Source organism: Nonomuraea sp. NPDC049695, from assembly GCF_040674955.1.
Taxonomy (GTDB): Bacteria; Actinomycetota; Actinomycetes; order Streptosporangiales; family Streptosporangiaceae; genus Nonomuraea; species Nonomuraea helvata.
Map to the genome: position 1 here is coordinate 1 of NZ_JBFANV010000154.1, position 14,808 is coordinate 14,808.

The 14,808-nt window shown below is 67.6% G+C and carries 18 protein-coding genes; 14 read left to right on the forward strand and 4 right to left on the reverse strand.

All coding sequences use genetic code 11. The features are described from left to right. Positions 1-111: 111 nt before the first annotated feature. Positions 112-1,392, forward strand: a complete 1,281-nt coding sequence (locus AB0J64_RS54880) for a glycosyltransferase 87 family protein (RefSeq protein WP_364046157.1) — start codon at positions 112-114, stop codon at positions 1,390-1,392. Then, entirely contained in the window at positions 1,389-2,453 is a 1,065-nt protein-coding gene (locus AB0J64_RS54885) for a mannosyltransferase family protein (protein ID WP_364046159.1), read from the forward strand. Before AB0J64_RS54880 ends, AB0J64_RS54885 begins: the two co-directional genes overlap by 4 nt. A gap of 63 nt (positions 2,454-2,516) precedes the next feature. Here the strand turns inward: AB0J64_RS54885 and AB0J64_RS54890 are convergent, their stop codons facing one another. Then, on the reverse strand, positions 2,517-3,260 hold the full coding sequence (locus AB0J64_RS54890) for a deoxyribonuclease IV (RefSeq protein ID WP_364046161.1): 744 nt from the start codon (positions 3,258-3,260) through the stop codon (positions 2,517-2,519). Positions 3,261-3,412: 152 nt separating this feature from the next. On the opposite strand from AB0J64_RS54890, the gene AB0J64_RS54895 reads away from it, so the two are divergent. After that, entirely contained in the window at positions 3,413-3,592 is a 180-nt protein-coding gene (locus AB0J64_RS54895; protein WP_344999748.1) for a hypothetical protein, read from the forward strand. Positions 3,593-3,637: 45 nt separating this feature from the next. Here AB0J64_RS54895 and AB0J64_RS54900 read toward each other — a convergent pair whose 3' ends face one another. Next, complete coding sequence (locus AB0J64_RS54900; RefSeq protein WP_364046164.1) at positions 3,638-3,946, reverse strand: hypothetical protein; 309 nt, start codon at positions 3,944-3,946, stop codon at positions 3,638-3,640. A 199-nt stretch (positions 3,947-4,145) separates the two neighbouring features. On the opposite strand from AB0J64_RS54900, the gene rpsF reads away from it, so the two are divergent. The 7 genes from rpsF (at position 4,146) to AB0J64_RS54935 (ending at position 8,501) form a co-directional block, all read left to right on the forward strand. Continuing rightward, positions 4,146-4,436, forward strand: a complete 291-nt coding sequence (gene rpsF, locus AB0J64_RS54905; protein WP_080044189.1) for a 30S ribosomal protein S6 — start codon at positions 4,146-4,148, stop codon at positions 4,434-4,436. Between the two features lie 77 nt (positions 4,437-4,513). Next, a complete protein-coding gene (locus AB0J64_RS54910) occupies positions 4,514-5,077 on the forward strand; it encodes a single-stranded DNA-binding protein (protein WP_364046166.1) in 564 nt (187 codons plus the stop codon). A 63-nt stretch (positions 5,078-5,140) separates the two neighbouring features. After that, the gene (gene rpsR, locus AB0J64_RS54915; protein WP_020543048.1) at positions 5,141-5,377 is read left to right on the forward strand and encodes a 30S ribosomal protein S18; all 237 of its coding nucleotides are present in this window, start codon (positions 5,141-5,143) and stop codon (positions 5,375-5,377) included. 14 nt (positions 5,378-5,391) lie between these two features. Then, positions 5,392-5,838: a 50S ribosomal protein L9 gene (rplI, locus tag AB0J64_RS54920; RefSeq protein ID WP_344999756.1), complete on the forward strand. Its 447-nt coding sequence runs from the start codon at positions 5,392-5,394 to the stop codon at positions 5,836-5,838. Positions 5,839-6,035: 197 nt separating this feature from the next. Then, a complete protein-coding gene (locus AB0J64_RS54925) occupies positions 6,036-6,887 on the forward strand; it encodes an ABC transporter substrate-binding protein (RefSeq protein WP_364046168.1) in 852 nt (283 codons plus the stop codon). 10 nt (positions 6,888-6,897) lie between these two features. Beyond that, the gene (locus tag AB0J64_RS54930) at positions 6,898-7,761 is read left to right on the forward strand and encodes an amino acid ABC transporter permease (RefSeq protein ID WP_364046170.1); all 864 of its coding nucleotides are present in this window, start codon (positions 6,898-6,900) and stop codon (positions 7,759-7,761) included. Further along, positions 7,758-8,501, forward strand: a complete 744-nt coding sequence (locus AB0J64_RS54935) for an amino acid ABC transporter ATP-binding protein (RefSeq protein ID WP_364046172.1) — start codon at positions 7,758-7,760, stop codon at positions 8,499-8,501. Before AB0J64_RS54930 ends, AB0J64_RS54935 begins: the two co-directional genes overlap by 4 nt. A gap of 65 nt (positions 8,502-8,566) precedes the next feature. On the opposite strand, the gene AB0J64_RS54940 is transcribed toward AB0J64_RS54935, so the two are convergent. Then, a complete protein-coding gene (locus tag AB0J64_RS54940; protein ID WP_364046174.1) occupies positions 8,567-9,868 on the reverse strand; it encodes an MATE family efflux transporter in 1,302 nt (433 codons plus the stop codon). A 285-nt stretch (positions 9,869-10,153) separates the two neighbouring features. Here AB0J64_RS54940 and dnaB point away from each other — a divergent pair, with 285 nt between their 5' ends. The 4 genes from dnaB to AB0J64_RS54960 are packed head-to-tail and all read left to right on the forward strand — an operon-like array spanning position 10,154 to position 13,504. Further along, complete coding sequence (gene dnaB, locus AB0J64_RS54945; RefSeq protein WP_364046176.1) at positions 10,154-11,509, forward strand: replicative DNA helicase; 1,356 nt, start codon at positions 10,154-10,156, stop codon at positions 11,507-11,509. A gap of 47 nt (positions 11,510-11,556) precedes the next feature. Next, entirely contained in the window at positions 11,557-12,273 is a 717-nt protein-coding gene (locus tag AB0J64_RS54950) for a TniQ family protein (protein ID WP_364046178.1), read from the forward strand. A 26-nt stretch (positions 12,274-12,299) separates the two neighbouring features. Then, entirely contained in the window at positions 12,300-12,803 is a 504-nt protein-coding gene (locus AB0J64_RS54955; protein ID WP_364046180.1) for a SigE family RNA polymerase sigma factor, read from the forward strand. A gap of 2 nt (positions 12,804-12,805) precedes the next feature. Then, positions 12,806-13,504 carry a hypothetical protein gene (locus AB0J64_RS54960; protein ID WP_364046182.1) on the forward strand — a complete coding sequence of 233 codons (699 nt, stop codon included), beginning with the start codon at positions 12,806-12,808 and terminating at the stop codon, positions 13,502-13,504. A 640-nt stretch (positions 13,505-14,144) separates the two neighbouring features. Here AB0J64_RS54960 and AB0J64_RS54965 read toward each other — a convergent pair. After that, entirely contained in the window at positions 14,145-14,633 is a 489-nt protein-coding gene (locus tag AB0J64_RS54965; RefSeq protein WP_364046184.1) for a GtrA family protein, read from the reverse strand. Positions 14,634-14,808 lie beyond the last annotated feature (175 nt).

Sequence of the window (14,808 nt, forward strand, 5' to 3'; positions counted from 1 at the left end):
TGGTCTCGGCGACGTCGGTGATGTCGCCGATGGCATAGACGTGGTCGTATCCACGGACGTTGAGGGCGTCCGTGACGGGCACCTGTCCCTGCGGCTTTTGTGGCGCGCGCCGTGCCGTACCTCCCCCTGGGCATGATCGCGGCCCTGGGGGCGACCCTCGCGTACGTGGTGCGGCTGCCGTGCCGCACCGGCGGCTGGAACGACCAGGTCTCGACGTACACGAACTTCTGCTACACCGACATCTATCCCCTGTACTTCGACAGGGAGCTGGCGACCCAGAACCCCTACTTCGCCCACGTGCCGTTCGACAAGCAGGTCGAGTACCCGGTCGTGCTGGGCGAGGTCATGCAGGTGATCAGCTGGATCGCCAGGGCGCTCTCGCCTGACAAGGTCGCGCAGGCGGTCAGGTTCTACGACCTGACGGTCATCCTCCTCGGCGTCTCCCTGGTCGCCGGCGTCCTGCTGATGGCCGCGGTGGCCGGGCCGGCGCGGCGGTGGGACGCGCTCTGGTACGCTGTCTCGCCCGCCGTGGTGCTGGCCGCCTACATCAACTGGGACCTGGTCGCGGGCGCGCTGTCGATGGGCATGCTGCTGGCCTGGGCACGGCGCCGGCAGGCGCTGGCCGGGGTGCTGCTGGGGCTGGCCATCGCGACCAAGTTCTATCCCCTGATGTTCGTGGGAGCGCTGTTCCTGCTCACGTGGCGCACCGGGCGATGGCGACCGTTCCTGGTCACGCTGGCCTCGACCGTCGGCACGTGGCTCGTGGTCAACGTGCCCTTCATGGTGCTGGCGTGGGACGGCTGGCGCAGGTTCTACGTCTTCTCCCAGGAACGCGGGGTCGACTGGGGCTCGCCGTGGCTGTTCTTCCAGAGCAAGGGCTGGGCCGTCCTCGGCGAGGGCGACGTGAGCAAGCTCGGCATGGCGGCCCTGGCCATCATGTGCCTGGGCATCGCCGTGCTCACGCTGGCCGCGCCGCGCCGGCCCAGGCTGGCGCAGATCTGCTTCCTGGCGCTGGCCGCGTTCATGATGACGAACAAGGTGTGGTCGCCGCAGTTCGTGCTCTGGCTGGTGCCGTTCGCCGTGCTGGCCAGGCCCAACTGGAAGCCGCTCGTGCTGTGGCAGCTCGCCGAGGTCTGGTACTTCGCCGCCATCTGGCTCTACCTGCTCTCCCAGCCGCCGCTCAGCCGGAACGACCTGGGCATCGGTGACGACACGTACTTCACCGCCGTATGGGGGCGGGTCATCACGATCGGGATCATGATGGCGTTCGTGGTGCGGGACATCCTCCGTCCCCACAAGGACGTGGTGCGCCAGGCGGACATCGACGATCAGGGAGGCGGCGTCTTCGACGACGCGCCCGACCGGTTCACGCTGACCTCCTTCGCCCGATGATCACCCGCTCGGCCGGCCGGGACGCGCTGCTGCTCTGGCTCGGCTCGCGGGCCGGGCTGCTGGTGGCGACGCTGCTCGGGACGGCGCTCACCGCGTACGCCGGCAAGTGGCGCCAGTGGGACGCCGGGCTGTTCATCACGATCGCCCAGTACGGCTACGACGGCGAGCCCGGCAAACCGGTGGACGAGGGGCTGCCCGCGTTCTTCCCGGGGTTTCCTGTGGTGCTGCGGGCCGTGCACGTCCTCGTGCCGGACTGGGCGGCGGCCGGGCTGCTGATCTCGCTGGTCGCCGGGGCGGTGGCCATGGTGGCACTGGCCCGGCTGGCCGAGATGGAAGGCGCGTCCGGCTGGATGGCGGTGCTGGCGCTGCTGCTCTTCCCGATGGCGGTGTTCCTGGCGGCGGGCTACAGCGAGTCGCTCTTCCTGGCCTTCGCCATCCCGGCGTGGCTGGCCGCCCGGCGGGGGCTCTGGTCCGCCGCCGCGCTGCTCGCGGCGGGGGCGTCGTGCGTGCGGATCACGGGGCTGTTCCTCGCGGTCGCGCTCGTCGTGGAGTTCTTCACGCACAAGGAGCCCGTACGGCGGGCCGGGTGGCTGGCCGTGCCCTTCGTGCCGCTCGTGGCGTACTCGTACTACCACTACAGCCGCTCGGGTGACTGGCTGGCCTGGAAGCACGCGCAGGAGGCCGGGTGGGGGCGCGACTTCGTATGGCCATGGCAGGCGTGGAAGACGACCTGGCGCTCGGCCATGGGCTCCGACGACTTCGCCGTGGCCTTCCGGATGGAGATCGCCGGTGCCGTGGTGGCGTTCGCGGTGCTCATCTGGCTGCTCCTGCTGCGCAGGTGGAGCGAGCTCGTCTACACGGGGTTGCAGGCGGCGGCGCTCATGACGTCGGCGTACTACCTGTCGATCCCGCGCTCGCTGCTGCTGTGGTTTCCGCTGTGGGTGTTGGTGGCGAAGGTCGCGACCAGGAAGCCGTGGGTGCTGGTCGTGTACGCGCTGATCTTCGGGCCGCTCATGCTGCTCAACACGAGCCGGTTCCTGAGCGGCGCGTGGGCAGGCTGATTTCTATACCCGCTTCTTCGTCTAAGTAATCCAGGAAAGTTATCCACAGGCTGTGTGTATTTCCTAGAGGTTCTTCCTCAGGAACGCGATGTCGTCGGCCTGGCCCTCGGCGGGCGTCTCCACCACGATCGGCGCCCCGGCCGCCCGGCAGACCGCCAGGATGAGGTCGGGATCGATCTTTCCCTTGCCCAGGTTGGCGTGGCGGTCGGCGCCGGAGTCGAAGTCGTCGCGCGAGTCGTTGCAGTGGATCAGGTCGATCCGGCCGGTGATCGCCTTGACCCGCTCGACCAGGTCGACCAGCTCCTCGCCGCCCGCGTGCGCGTGGCAGGTGTCGAGGCAGAAGCCCACGTCGAACCCGTCGAGCGCGTCCCACAAGCGGGCGATGCGCTCCAGCTTGCGCGCCATCGCGTTGCCGCCGCCCGCGGTGTTCTCGATCAGCACGGGGATCGGGCACTCCATGCGCTCGAACACCTTGCGCCAGTTGTCGAACCCCGTCTGCGGGTCGTCGTTCTTGTTGACGTGGCCGCCGTGCACGATCAGGCCCTTCGCGCCGAGGCCTGCGGCCGCCTTGAGGTGCTGCTCGAGCAGCTTGCGGCTGGGGATCCTGATGCGGTTGTTCGTGGTGGCCACGTTGATCAGATAGGGGGCGTGGATGTAGATGTCGACGCCCTCGACCGGCTTGGCGGGCAGCACCGGTTTGTCGTACCCCTGGGGATCCCCGAGGAAGAACTGCACCACCTCGGCCCCCACCTCCGCGGCGTGGGCGGCGGGATCATCCTGATCGACGTGGGCTCCGATGCGCAGCATGTCACCGAGCCTACGCCGAAGCGGCGAGCCTGGGGCGGAGGGCGGCAGCTTGCGTGACCAACGTAGCCCCGTGCGAGCGCGACCATCAAACGCGGTTTGGTGCGGGGCTGTTCGGGAAGTCGGCTGACGCCCCCTACGCGAGGAGAAGCGACATGGCACGATGGCGCTGGCGTGGCCTGATCTTATTGATCTACGTGGTGATCGGGATCTACGTGGCCTGGGTGTACGACTACATCACCCCCGGACTGCTCAGGGACGTCGCGGAGGCGTTGCTGGCGATATTCCTCTGGTTCCTGGTCCTGCTCGGCATAAACCTGCACATCGGCAGGTGAGCCACATATCGAACGGCCCCGGAGTACGTGCGCCGGGGCCGTCGCTCATGGATGGGGAAGGAAACCGCCGTGGGCGATGCCGAGCGCGGCCCCGACGAACGACCCCACGAGGCCGATGATGTTGAGCGAGCGCTGCGGCGTGGTCACCGACACGTACTGGGAATAGAGGCCGACGCCGAAGCCGAGCGTGCCGAACCACGACGAGATCACGTGCGCCGATATCCAGAACGTCGAGATGAACGCCACCACGCCGCACGCCAGCGCGGCCACGGCCAAGGCGTTTTCCGCAGGGTGAGAATGTCCGTCGGTGTTGAGCGTGAGCCTGAACCGCTCCCTTTCGGAGGGTTGAAGCACGTGTGGCACTGTCACCACCCCCTAGGTTTCCTAAAGGCCTTCCCACGTACTCGCGACTGGTAACCTGGGGCACGCTGCGTTGTGATGGGTGATCCATCACCCCGGCTGCCGAAAGGGGCGCCCGGGCACAAGCGTCAGCGTCCTCCTGTCACGGCAGAGTGTCGTGACCGCAAGAGTCCAGAGGAGGTTGGAGTCCCGCATGCGTCGTTACGAAGTAATGGTCATTCTGGACCCTTCGCTCGATGAGCGCACTGTCGCGCCGTCCCTCGACCAGTTCCTCTCCGTGGTCCGCAACGACGGCGGCACCGTGGAGAAGGTCGACGTCTGGGGCCGTCGCCGTCTCGCCTACGACATCGACAAGAAGTCGGAAGGCATCTACGCCGTCATCGACCTGTCCGCGGAGCCCGCGACGGTCAAGGAGCTCGACCGGCAGATGAACCTCAACGAGGGCATCCTGCGCACCAAGGTTCTGCGTCCGGACGTGCATTAACCCCGGCTTTTGTCGGGGCAGCCCCGTACATTGAGCCGTAACCCAAGCGAAGGCGTGCAGGAAGGCGAGCGCTAGCCATGGCAGCAGGCGACACCGTAATCACCATCGTCGGCAATCTCGTCGACGACCCGGAGCTGCGCTTCACCCCGACGGGTCAAGCCGTGGCTCGATTCCGCATCGCGTCCACTCCGCGGTTCATGGATCGCCAGACCAACGAGTGGAAGGATGGCGAAAGCCTCTTCCTGACCTGCAACGTGTGGCGGCAGGCGGCGGAGAACGCCGCCGAGAGCCTGCAGCGCGGCATGCGGGTCATCGTGCAGGGGCGGCTCAAGCAGCGGTCTTACGAGACCAAGGAAGGCGAGAAGCGCACCGTTTACGAGGTCGAGGTCGACGAGGTCGGCCCGTCTCTGCGTAACGCCACCGCCAAGGTCAACCGCACCTCCCGCCAGGGTGGTGGGGGTGGCGGCGGCTTCGGCGGCGGTCCGGCCGACGACCCGTGGGCGTCCGCGTCGCCCGCCCCGCCCCAGGGCGGCGGCGGTTACGGCGGCGGTGGCGGCTTCGGCGGAGGCGGCGGCCAGCAGAGCGGCGGCGGCTTCGGCGGCGGCGGCGGAGGCGACTTCAGCGACGAACCGCCTTTCTAAATCCTGTCCACAAGCCCGAGTCCATTCCCGCCCGGAAGGCGGGGCTCTGAAAGGAGCACCACGATGGCTAAGCCGGCACTGCGCAAGCCGAAGAAGAAGGTTTGCCTGTTCTGCCACGACAAGATCTCCTACGTCGACTACAAGGACACGGCGCTGCTGCGGAAGTTCATCTCCGACCGCGGCAAGATCCGTGCGCGCCGGGTGACGGGCAACTGCACCCAGCACCAGCGCGACGTGGCGACCGCGATCAAGAACGCGCGTGAGGTGGCCCTGCTGCCTTACACGAGCACCGCGCGCTAAGGAGGCCTGTCGATATGAAGCTCATCCTCACCAACGAGGTCTCCGGCCTCGGCGCCCCTGGCGACGTCGTCGAGGTCAAGGACGGCTACGGCCGTAACTACCTCATCCCGCGCGGCTACGCCATGCGCTGGACGCGCGGCGCCGAGAAGCAGATTGAGACCATCAGGAAGGCTCGCGACGCCCGCGAGATCCGCGACCTCGGCACCGCCAAGGAGGTCGCCGGTCAGCTCGGCGCGCTGCGCGTCCGCCTGACCACGCGCGCCGGCGAGTCCGGTCGCCTGTTCGGCTCGATCACCACGGGCGACATCGCCGACGCCGTCAAGGCCGCCGGTGGCCCGATCCTCGACCGCCGTCGCATCGAGATCGTCAACCCGATCAAGAGCACCGGCTCCCACCGCATCACCGTCAAGCTCCACCCCGAGGTGTCCGCTCCTGTGGACATCGAGGTTGTGGCCGGCTGACGACCGCGATCCGTGAAAGCCCTCTCCGTTTCGGAGGGGGCTTTCGCATTGCCCGCCCCAGGTGACCGGCCCGCCGTCACGCGGGCCGCATAGGGGACGATTGCCGTGGTCAGCGGTGCCCCTCGGGGGCAATTTTCCTATTCGGTCAGCGTAGAATGCCTTCGTTCTTTCGCGCTTTCCCCCTGGAGGCTCTGGCCATGGCCCGTCCCCTCATGCTGCTCGCGCTGGCCGTGGCGCTCGTCGGTTGTGCGCCCGCCGACAACACGGCCGCGACGGCCGGCCCGGCCCCGTCCACTGCGTGCACCAAGGATCAGCTCAAGCTCGTCACCTCTGGCAAGCTGACCATCGGGACCGACAAACCCGCTTATGAGCCCTGGTTCAAGGACGATGACCCCAGCAACGGGCAGGGGTTCGAGAGCGCGGTGGCCTTCGCCGTGGCGGGCGAGCTGGGCTTCGACCGCAGCGAGGTGCAGTGGAGCACGGTGAAGTTCGACTCGGCGTTCGCGCCGGGGGAGAAGCAGTTCGACTTCGACGTCAACCAGGTGTCCATCACGCCCGATCGGGCCAAGGCCGTGGACTTCAGCAAGGGCTACTACACCGTCAAGCAGGCCATCGTCGCCATTGACGGGAGCAAGTACGCGGGTGCGAAGAGCCTGGCCGAGCTCAAGGACGCGAAGATCGGCGTACAGGTGGGCACGACCTCGTTCGACGCGGTCAAGAAGGTCATCCAGCCCGCCGCCGACCCCAACGTCTACAACGAGCAGATCGACGCCGTGAACGGGCTGAAGAACAAGCAGGTGGACGCGCTGGTCGTGGACCTGCCGACGGCGTTCTACGTGACGGCCGCACAGGTCGAGAAGTCCAAGATCGTGGGGCAGTTCAGCTCGACGGGTGGCACGCCCGAGGAGTTCGGGCTGGTCATGCAGAAGGGCAGCGCGCTCAAGCCGTGCGTCGACAAGGCCGTGGACGCGCTGGAGTCGAAGGGCGAGCTGGCCAAGATCGAGCAGCAGTGGCTCGGCTCCGCCGCCGGCGCGCCAGAGCTGAAGTGAGCGGGCCGCGTTGAACGAGAGCGCCCAGGCTACATCGGGCGAATGGGTTAAGTCGGAGCGGCAGCTCCAGCGGGAGCGGGTGCGCAGGTCGCGCGCCCGCCGCTCCGCCTCGATCGCGACGGGTTCGACGATCGTCTTCATCGTGTTGGTCGTCTGGGTCGTCACCAACTCGCCCGGCTGGCCCCGCGTGCGGGAGAAGTTCTTCGATCCCGGGCAGTTCGCCGCGGCGCTGCCGGACGTGCTGAGCGGCTTCCTGCTCAACATCAAGATCTTCCTGATCGCCGAGCCGCTGATCCTGATCTTGGGGCTGCTGGTCGCGTTGGCGAGGGGGATCAGGACGCCCGCGTTCTTCCCGATCCGGGCGCTGGCCACGGTCTACACCGACATCTTCCGCGGCGTGCCGACGATCCTGGTGATCTACCTGATCGGGTTCGGGCTGCCCGCGCTGGAGCTGCAGGGGATCCCGTCCGACCTGGCCACGCTGGGCATCATCGCGCTGACACTCTCGTACGGCGGTTACGTGGCCGAGGTGTTCCGCTCGGGCATCGAGTCCATCCACCCGAGCCAGTTCGCGGCGGCCCGCTCGCTGGGGCTGAGCCACGGCAAGACCATGCGGTTCGTGGTGCTGCCGCAGGCCACCCGCAGGGTCGTGCCACCGTTGCTGAACGACTTCGTCTCGCTGCAGAAGGACACCGCGCTCGTGGCCACCATCGGGCCTCTCGACGCGCTCAGGCAGGCGCAGATCCACGTGGCAAGCACGTTCAACTACACGCCCTACCTGGCGGCGGCGCTGCTGTTCATCCTGCTCACCATCCCCATGGCCAGGTTCACCGACCACCTGGCGGCCCGTACGCGCAGGAGGCGTGGCGCATGAGCCTGCTGAGCATCGAAGAGGTGTGGAAGAACTTCCACGGCCACAGCGTGCTGCGCGGCATCGACCTGGAGGTGCATCCCCACGAGGTGGTGAGCCTGATCGGTGCCTCCGGCTCGGGCAAGTCCACGCTCCTGCGCTGCGTCAACCTGCTGGAGACCGTGGACGACGGCGCGATCTTCCTCGACGGGGAGGAGATCACCGACCCACGCGTGAACGTGGACGATGTGCGCAAGCGGCTGGGCATCGTGTTCCAGTCGTTCAACCTGTTCCCGCACATGACCGTGCTCGACAACATCACGCTCGCGCCGCGCCAGGTGCACAAGGTGGCCAGGACGGAGGCCGAGGAGCAGGCGCATGACCTGCTGGCCAGGTTCGGGCTGGCCGACAAGGCCAGGGCGTACCCCGATCAGCTCTCGGGCGGGCAGCAGCAGCGGGTGGCCATCATCAGGGCGCTGGCCACCCAGCCCAGGCTGATGCTGCTGGACGAGGTCACCTCGGCCCTCGACCCCCAGCTGGTCACGGAGGTGCTGGGGATCATCAGGGAGCTCAAGGAGTCCGGCATGACGATGATCCTCACGACCCACGAGATGGGATTCTGCCGGGAGATCTCGGACACGGTCTGCTTTCTCGACGGCGGCGTGCTGCTCGAGAAGGGGCCCGCCGAGAAGATCTTCACTGATCCGGAGAACGCCAGGACCAGGGAGTTCCTGCGGAGCGTGCTGGAGACGAGGCGGCTCTAGCGCCGGTGGCGCCCGCGTGCCGGCTCGACCGGGTCGCGGGGCCGCGTTTGAGGGGGATGGTGCGGTCAGGCCCCCGTCACCAGCCACTCGGTGCCCGCGGCCCGGCGTACGAGAGTGATCAGACGTGCGACCATCCACACCCCGAGCGCGCACCAAAGAGCAACGACCCCGAAACCGGAGGCGAGGAACGCGGCGGGCAGGTACGCCAGCGTCGTCCACACCCCCGCCCACGCCAGGTAACGCTGGTCGCCCGCGCCGATCAGCACGCCGTCGAGCACGAACACGACCCCGCACACCGGCTGGAACGCCGCCACCGGCCACAGCACGGCCAGCAGCAGCTCGGTGACCTGCGGATCCGCGTCGAACAGCCCGGGCAGCACCGGCCTGGCGGCGACGACCAGCACGCCGAGCACCGCACCCGACCAGATGCCCCACTGCACCATTCTCCTGGTGGCGGCCCTGGTGGCCGCGACATCCCCGGCGCCGAGCGAGCGTCCTGTGATGGCCTGCCCCGCGATGGCGATGGCGTCCAGCGCGAAGGCGAGCAGCGTCCACACCTGGGTGGCGATGGCGTACGCGGCCAGCTCGGCCTGGCCCATCCTGGCGGCGATCACGGTGGCCACGAGCAGCACCACCCGCAGGCAGAGGGTACGCACGAGCAGCGCGAACCCGGCCGTGCCCGCCTGCTTGACCCCTTCGAGACCCGGCGTGAGCGGGGTGCCCAGCTTGATCGCGCCCCTGGCCACCACCGCCAGGTAGACGGCCGCGCCCAACGTCTGGGCCAGCACCGTCCCCCAGGCCGACCCGGCGATGCCCCACTGCAAGCCCAGCACGAACCAGGCGTTCAGCACGGCGTTCAGCACGAACGAGCCGATGGCCACCACCAGCGGCGTGACCGTGTCCTGCAGCCCGCGCAGCACCCCTGTACCGGCCAGCACGACCAGCATGCCGGGCGCGCCGAGCAGGCTGATCCGCAGGTACGTCACGGCCTGCGCCGTCTGGTCCCCGCCCGCTCCGAACAGCTCCACGATCATCGGGGCCGACGGCCAGCACACCGCGATGAGGACGACGCCGATGGCCAGGGCCAGCCAGATCCCGTCCACACCGCTGCGCATGGCCCGCGTGTGGTTCCCCGCGCCCGTCTGGCGCGCCACCGAGGCCGTGGTGCCGTACGCGAGGAAGACGCAGAGGTTCACCATTGTGGACAGAACGGTGCCTGCCACGCCCAGCGCGCCCACCGCCGTGGTGCCCAGCCCATGCCCCACGATGGCGTAGTCCGCGAGAAGGAAGAGCGGCTCGGCCACCAGCGCGCCGAGCGCCGGCACGGCCAGCCGGAGTATCTCCCGATCCCTGGGGGTAATGAGCATTTGTCCATTATGGCCATTACGTGGCTTGTTGGGGAAACTTTCTTTCCTCCACAGCCAGTGGATATCGTTCTCGCAGGTCAGAGACCGTTTGGTGGATGATCTGCAGAGTTATCCACAGCCTGTGTCCACAGGCCTTTCACATCTTGAGCGCAGTAGTCCACAGCTTGACCACAGGGTTGTCCACAGGCCGCGTTGCCAGTCGGCGCACAACTCCGGGAAACTGTCAGACTGGTCGGCTACAAGTGGGGGTGGTGCGACCGCCTGCAAGGTGTTCGAGGGGGCGCGGTGAGCATTGACGAGGAGACGGGCGCCGGCCCAGGTTTCGAGCGCACCCCGCCGCACAACATCGATGCGGAGCAGTCGGTGCTCGGCGGCATGCTGCTGTCGAAGGACGCCATCGCCGACGTCGTCGAGATCCTGCGCTCCGACGACTTCTACCGCCCCGCCCACCAGATGGTCTACGACGTCATCACCGACCTCTACGGCCGGGGCGAGCCCGCCGACGCGGTCACCGTCTTCGACGAGCTGCAGAAACGCGGCGAGATGGCCAGGGTGGGCGGCGCCGCCTACCTCCACACCCTCACCGCCGTCGTCCCCACGGCGGCCAACGCGGGCTACTACGCCAAGATCGTCAGAGAGCAGGCCATCCTCCGCCGCCTCATCGAGGCCGGCACCCGCATCGTCTCCTACGGCTACGGCGGCCAGAACGAAGAGGTCGACGACCTCGTGGACCGCGCCCAGGCGGAGATCTACAAGGTCACCGAGCGCCGCACCTCGGAGGACTACGCGCCACTGGCCGACATCATGCCCGGCGCCCTCGACGAGCTCGAGGCCATCGGCAGCCGCGGCGGCCAGATGGTCGGCGTGCCGACCGGCTTCCAGGACCTCGACCAGCTCACCAACGGCCTCCACCCAGGCCAGATGATCGTCGTGGCCGCCCGCCCCGCCATCGGAAAAAGCACGCTAGGTCTGGATTTCGCCCGTTCTGCGGCCATCAAGAATGGGATGACCACGGTCATCTTCTCGCTGGAGATGTCGCGCAACGAGATCACCATGCGTCTGCTGTCCGCCGAGGCCCGGGTGGCCCTCCACGCCATGCGCTCGGGCATGATGGGCGACGACGACTGGACGCGCCTGGCCCGGCGGATGAGCGAGGTGGCGGAGGCGCCGCTGTTCATCGACGACTCGCCCAACATGTCGATGATGGAGATCCGGGCCAAGTGCCGGCGGCTCAAGCAGCGCAACGACCTGAGGTTCGTGGTCATCGACTACCTCCAGCTGATGAGCTCGCCGAAGAAGACCGAGAGCCGGCAGAACGAGGTCTCGGAGATCTCCCGTGCGATCAAGCTGCTGGCCAAGGAGCTCGAGGTCCCGGTCATCGCGATCTCCCAGCTCAACCGTGGCCCCGAGCAGCGAACGGACAAACGCCCTCAAGTTAGCGATCTGCGCGAATCAGGATCTATTGAGCAGGACGCCGACATGGTCATCCTGCTGCATCGAGAGGACGCGTACGAGCGCGAGTCGCCGCGGGCGGGGGAGGCGGACCTGATCGTGGCCAAGCACCGAAACGGTCCCACGGCGACGGTCACGGTGGCGTTCCAGGGCCACTACAGCCGCTTCGTGGACATGGCTCAGCACTGAACCCGCGGTTGTAGGGTCTCAAGAAGCTTGGCATAATCTCAGCGATCTTGGCCTCGACACGCTTTGCACATCGCGCCGACGACCTTGATCCCCAGACGAACTGGATGGTGTTGCTCCGGCCACACGAGGTTCAGTCAATCGCTGCGGCCACCGGAGTCGACCCCATGCGGATCCAGCGCATGACGCTCGCCGAATATGACGGAACAGCTCTCTTCGTCGACCCGTGTACTCACCAGGTCAACCGTAAGCGCCTCTGGGGCCGCAACGCCGGGTCGCGTTACTGCCCGCACTGTCTGACCGAGACCGAGGGACGCTGGAGGTTATCCTGGCGGCTCGGCTGGTCCTTCTTCTGCCCTCTCCACCTCTGTCTTCTCGCCGACACCTGCCCGCGTTGCGTCCGGATGCAACGGATCTACCGCTTCCGCAGCTCGCGAATCCTGCACCCGGCCCTATGCGCTTATCCCGCTCTCCACCACACCAGACGAACCCGATGTGACACCGATCTACGTCACGCCACTTCCGACGCCTTCCCCGATGACAGTTTTCTGGCGGGTTTTCGCCGTGGGTGGCTGTTCTCATCGGGGATCTTGGAAGAGCTACGCTGTGCTGATCTGGACGGCGCACCCTTGACGGGGACACTCACCCACCAGCGAAGAGTCCCCGCCTCAGGCCATACATATAGGGTCGGCGCCCCACAGGGTGTCGGCAAACATTTCAGGCGTCGATGCAACATCTCACTGGGTCCAGGACGTAATCATCGGTGACCATCACCGGACAGTGAGGACCTTCGATGCGGGATCGAGCCGACTTCGAGCGTTACGTCGAGCAGCGCTCGGCTCGGCTGCTCAGGACGGCGTACCTGCTGTGCCGCGACTGGGCCACCGCAGAGGATCTGCTACAGACGGCGCTGGCCAAGGCCTGGCTGGCATGGCGTCGGGTGGGCAACGCCCCCGACCCGTACGTCTACCGCATCCTGGCCAACACCCACGCCTCCTGGTGGCGGCGGCGCTGGCGGGGTGAGGTCGCCACGGGTGACCTGCCGGACACTGCCCATACGCCGGATGCGTCAGCGAAGATCGGCACCCGGGACGCGCTCAGAGTCGCGCTGGCCACGCTGCCCGCCAAACAGCGGACGGTGATCGTGCTGCGGTACTTCGAGGACCTGACCGACGAGGAGATCGCCGCGATCGTCGGCTGCTCGGTGTCCACCGTACGTAGCCAGGCCAGCCGCGCGCTGGCCAAGCTACGCCTCGACCCCACGACCAGGGTCGCCGCCACAGAGACCGGGAGCTGACCATGAACGACCAGGAACTGCGCGAGCTGCTCGAACACGACAGTGCCGACGGCCCCTTCATGGGCGTGACGATCGAAGACATAGAGACCAGGGCCCGGGGCATCCGCAGGCGGCGCAGCCGGGTGGCGGGCTCGCTCGCCGCGTTGGCAATCGCCGTAGTGGCGGTGGTCGGCTTGCCGCGCATTACGGCGGCTCCGGCACCGGGCGACGTCTGGACCGGCACCTTGGCCGAGCCTACCGTCCCGCCGCCGACCGGTCGCCCGTCGGCGCAGGTCCCGCCCACGCCGAGCAAGGACGGCACCAGCTCGACTTCGACCCGAAAGTATCCTCAGATGTTCTCCTACAACCACTTCAGGCAGGGGGGCGAGGCGGTGAGTTTCACGTTCGAGTCTCCCATCAAGTCGGTGGCTTTCGCGGTGGACTGCTCGGCCGGCAACCACGTGTTCATCTGGCTCAACGACAAGCTCGTGGTCAGCGAGTCCTGCGGGGCCGGCCTCAGGAAGCCTCCGGGCTGGGTCGGAGAGTCGCCGGTGATCCAGCCGGGAGACGGAGCCAACAAGGTCGTCGCCGTCCTGGTGCCCGCTTCCTCTCTGGCCGCGGGCCGGATGGAGCCGGAGACGGCTCAGGAGGCTCTGTCGCAGACCGCGCTCTACCCGGCCGACTGGGTGGTAGGCCTGGTCGACCCCGCGATCGCGAGATGATGTTGCCCGATCTGTTCGGAAACGGGGGCCGGCCCTGCCTGGCGGGGTAGGCCCACATCTTCTTGACCAGCCTACGGTGCCAGGCGAGCAGCGTGCCGGGCGTCAAGATGCGATGCAGTCGAAGGCGACCGGGGAAGCCGACCAGCTGCGGCAGCACGCTCTGGGAGCCGACGTCGAAGAAGACTGTGGCACAGCCGGTCAACAGGACGACGGCGTACAACTGCTCGAACGTGACGTCGTCCAGCCACCAGGCGAGGGGGATGGAGACGAGCGGCCCGGCCCGGGCCAGGTCGGGCAGGATCAGCGCGGGCGGTGGCGCATCCGGTCCACGCCCCCGCCGGCAGGTCGACGACGAGGAAGACGGCGGTGCTCAACCCGGTCAGTGCCCCCGCCTGGCCGGGGCCCGCGTGGAGGGCGGTCACACCCATGGCGACCTTCTGCCTTGCCCCGAGTGACGCCGGCCCGAGCATCAGGCCATTTAGTCAGCCCGCAATGGCTAGGAAACCGCCATGATCGTGAGACAACAGTCCCGTCACGCAGGTGAGACAGCTCGGCAAACCGCAGGCCACAGAAGATCAACATGTCGCGAGCCGTGAGATCCTACAGCGGTTCGCCGGAACGGCTTCCGAATTCGCTGCCGTCAAGCCGCCTTGTCCGTGGGATCGAGAGCGGGAGCCAGCCGCAGGCGGCTGGAGTGGGCCTTCTCGTCGGGGAAGACCCACTTCCGGAGCGCCCAGAAGCGGAAGACCATGGCGATCAGCGTGCCGATGATCTGGGCGCTCATGAAGTCGGCGATCTCCTGGGTGGCCAGGCTCACGTCCGGGGTCTCCAGGCGGAACACGTACCGGGAGATCCATAGCGGTGCGGAGCTGAGCACCAGGCCGACGCCACTGACCAGGAAGAACAGCGCCGCCTCGTGGCGGCGCTCGCGGCCGCCCCTGGTCCGGAACGACCATTCGCGATTCAACACGTAGGACACGATCGTCGCCACGAGCACCGCGATGACCTTCGCGGTCACCGGCTTCGGTTCCAAAATGGTGAGCTTCAGCCCGTAGAACACCGCGTTGTCCACTAAGAACGTTGTTCCACCCACCACCGCGAACTTCAGCAGTTCACGGTGCTTCAGCACAAGTGCGTGCAGCGGTTCAGGCAGTTTCGCGAGTACTGCGTTTGCTATTCGGAGCACCCCCGATCTTCTCATCAGCTTGGGGGGTCCGGGCAGGACCCCGTGGCAGGCATCAGGCGGCGTCGAGGGCTGCGGTGATCTTGCGGGCCATCTCGGTGAGGGTGGGGCTGGGCGGGCC

What these genes read in the sequence shown, in the direction of transcription:
- rpsF (WP_080044189.1), top strand. Translation starts at nt 4,146, where the DNA reads ATGCGTCGTTACGAAGTAATGGTCATTCTGGACCCTTCGCTCGATGAG.
- AB0J64_RS54960 (WP_364046182.1), top strand. Translation starts at nt 12,806, where the DNA reads ATGAACGACCAGGAACTGCGCGAGCTGCTCGAACACGACAGTGCCGAC.
- AB0J64_RS54885 (WP_364046159.1), top strand. Translation starts at nt 1,389, where the DNA reads ATGATCACCCGCTCGGCCGGCCGGGACGCGCTGCTGCTCTGGCTCGGC.
- AB0J64_RS54910 (WP_364046166.1), top strand. Translation starts at nt 4,514, where the DNA reads ATGGCAGCAGGCGACACCGTAATCACCATCGTCGGCAATCTCGTCGAC.
- AB0J64_RS54935 (WP_364046172.1), top strand. Translation starts at nt 7,758, where the DNA reads ATGAGCCTGCTGAGCATCGAAGAGGTGTGGAAGAACTTCCACGGCCAC.
- AB0J64_RS54895 (WP_344999748.1), top strand. Translation starts at nt 3,413, where the DNA reads ATGGCACGATGGCGCTGGCGTGGCCTGATCTTATTGATCTACGTGGTG.
- AB0J64_RS54925 (WP_364046168.1), top strand. Translation starts at nt 6,036, where the DNA reads ATGGCCCGTCCCCTCATGCTGCTCGCGCTGGCCGTGGCGCTCGTCGGT.
- rplI (WP_344999756.1), top strand. Translation starts at nt 5,392, where the DNA reads ATGAAGCTCATCCTCACCAACGAGGTCTCCGGCCTCGGCGCCCCTGGC.
- rpsR (WP_020543048.1), top strand. Translation starts at nt 5,141, where the DNA reads ATGGCTAAGCCGGCACTGCGCAAGCCGAAGAAGAAGGTTTGCCTGTTC.
- AB0J64_RS54955 (WP_364046180.1), top strand. Translation starts at nt 12,300, where the DNA reads ATGCGGGATCGAGCCGACTTCGAGCGTTACGTCGAGCAGCGCTCGGCT.
- AB0J64_RS54890 (WP_364046161.1), bottom strand. Translation starts at nt 3,260, where the DNA reads ATGCTGCGCATCGGAGCCCACGTCGATCAGGATGATCCCGCCGCCCAC.
- AB0J64_RS54940 (WP_364046174.1), bottom strand. Translation starts at nt 9,868, where the DNA reads ATGCTCATTACCCCCAGGGATCGGGAGATACTCCGGCTGGCCGTGCCG.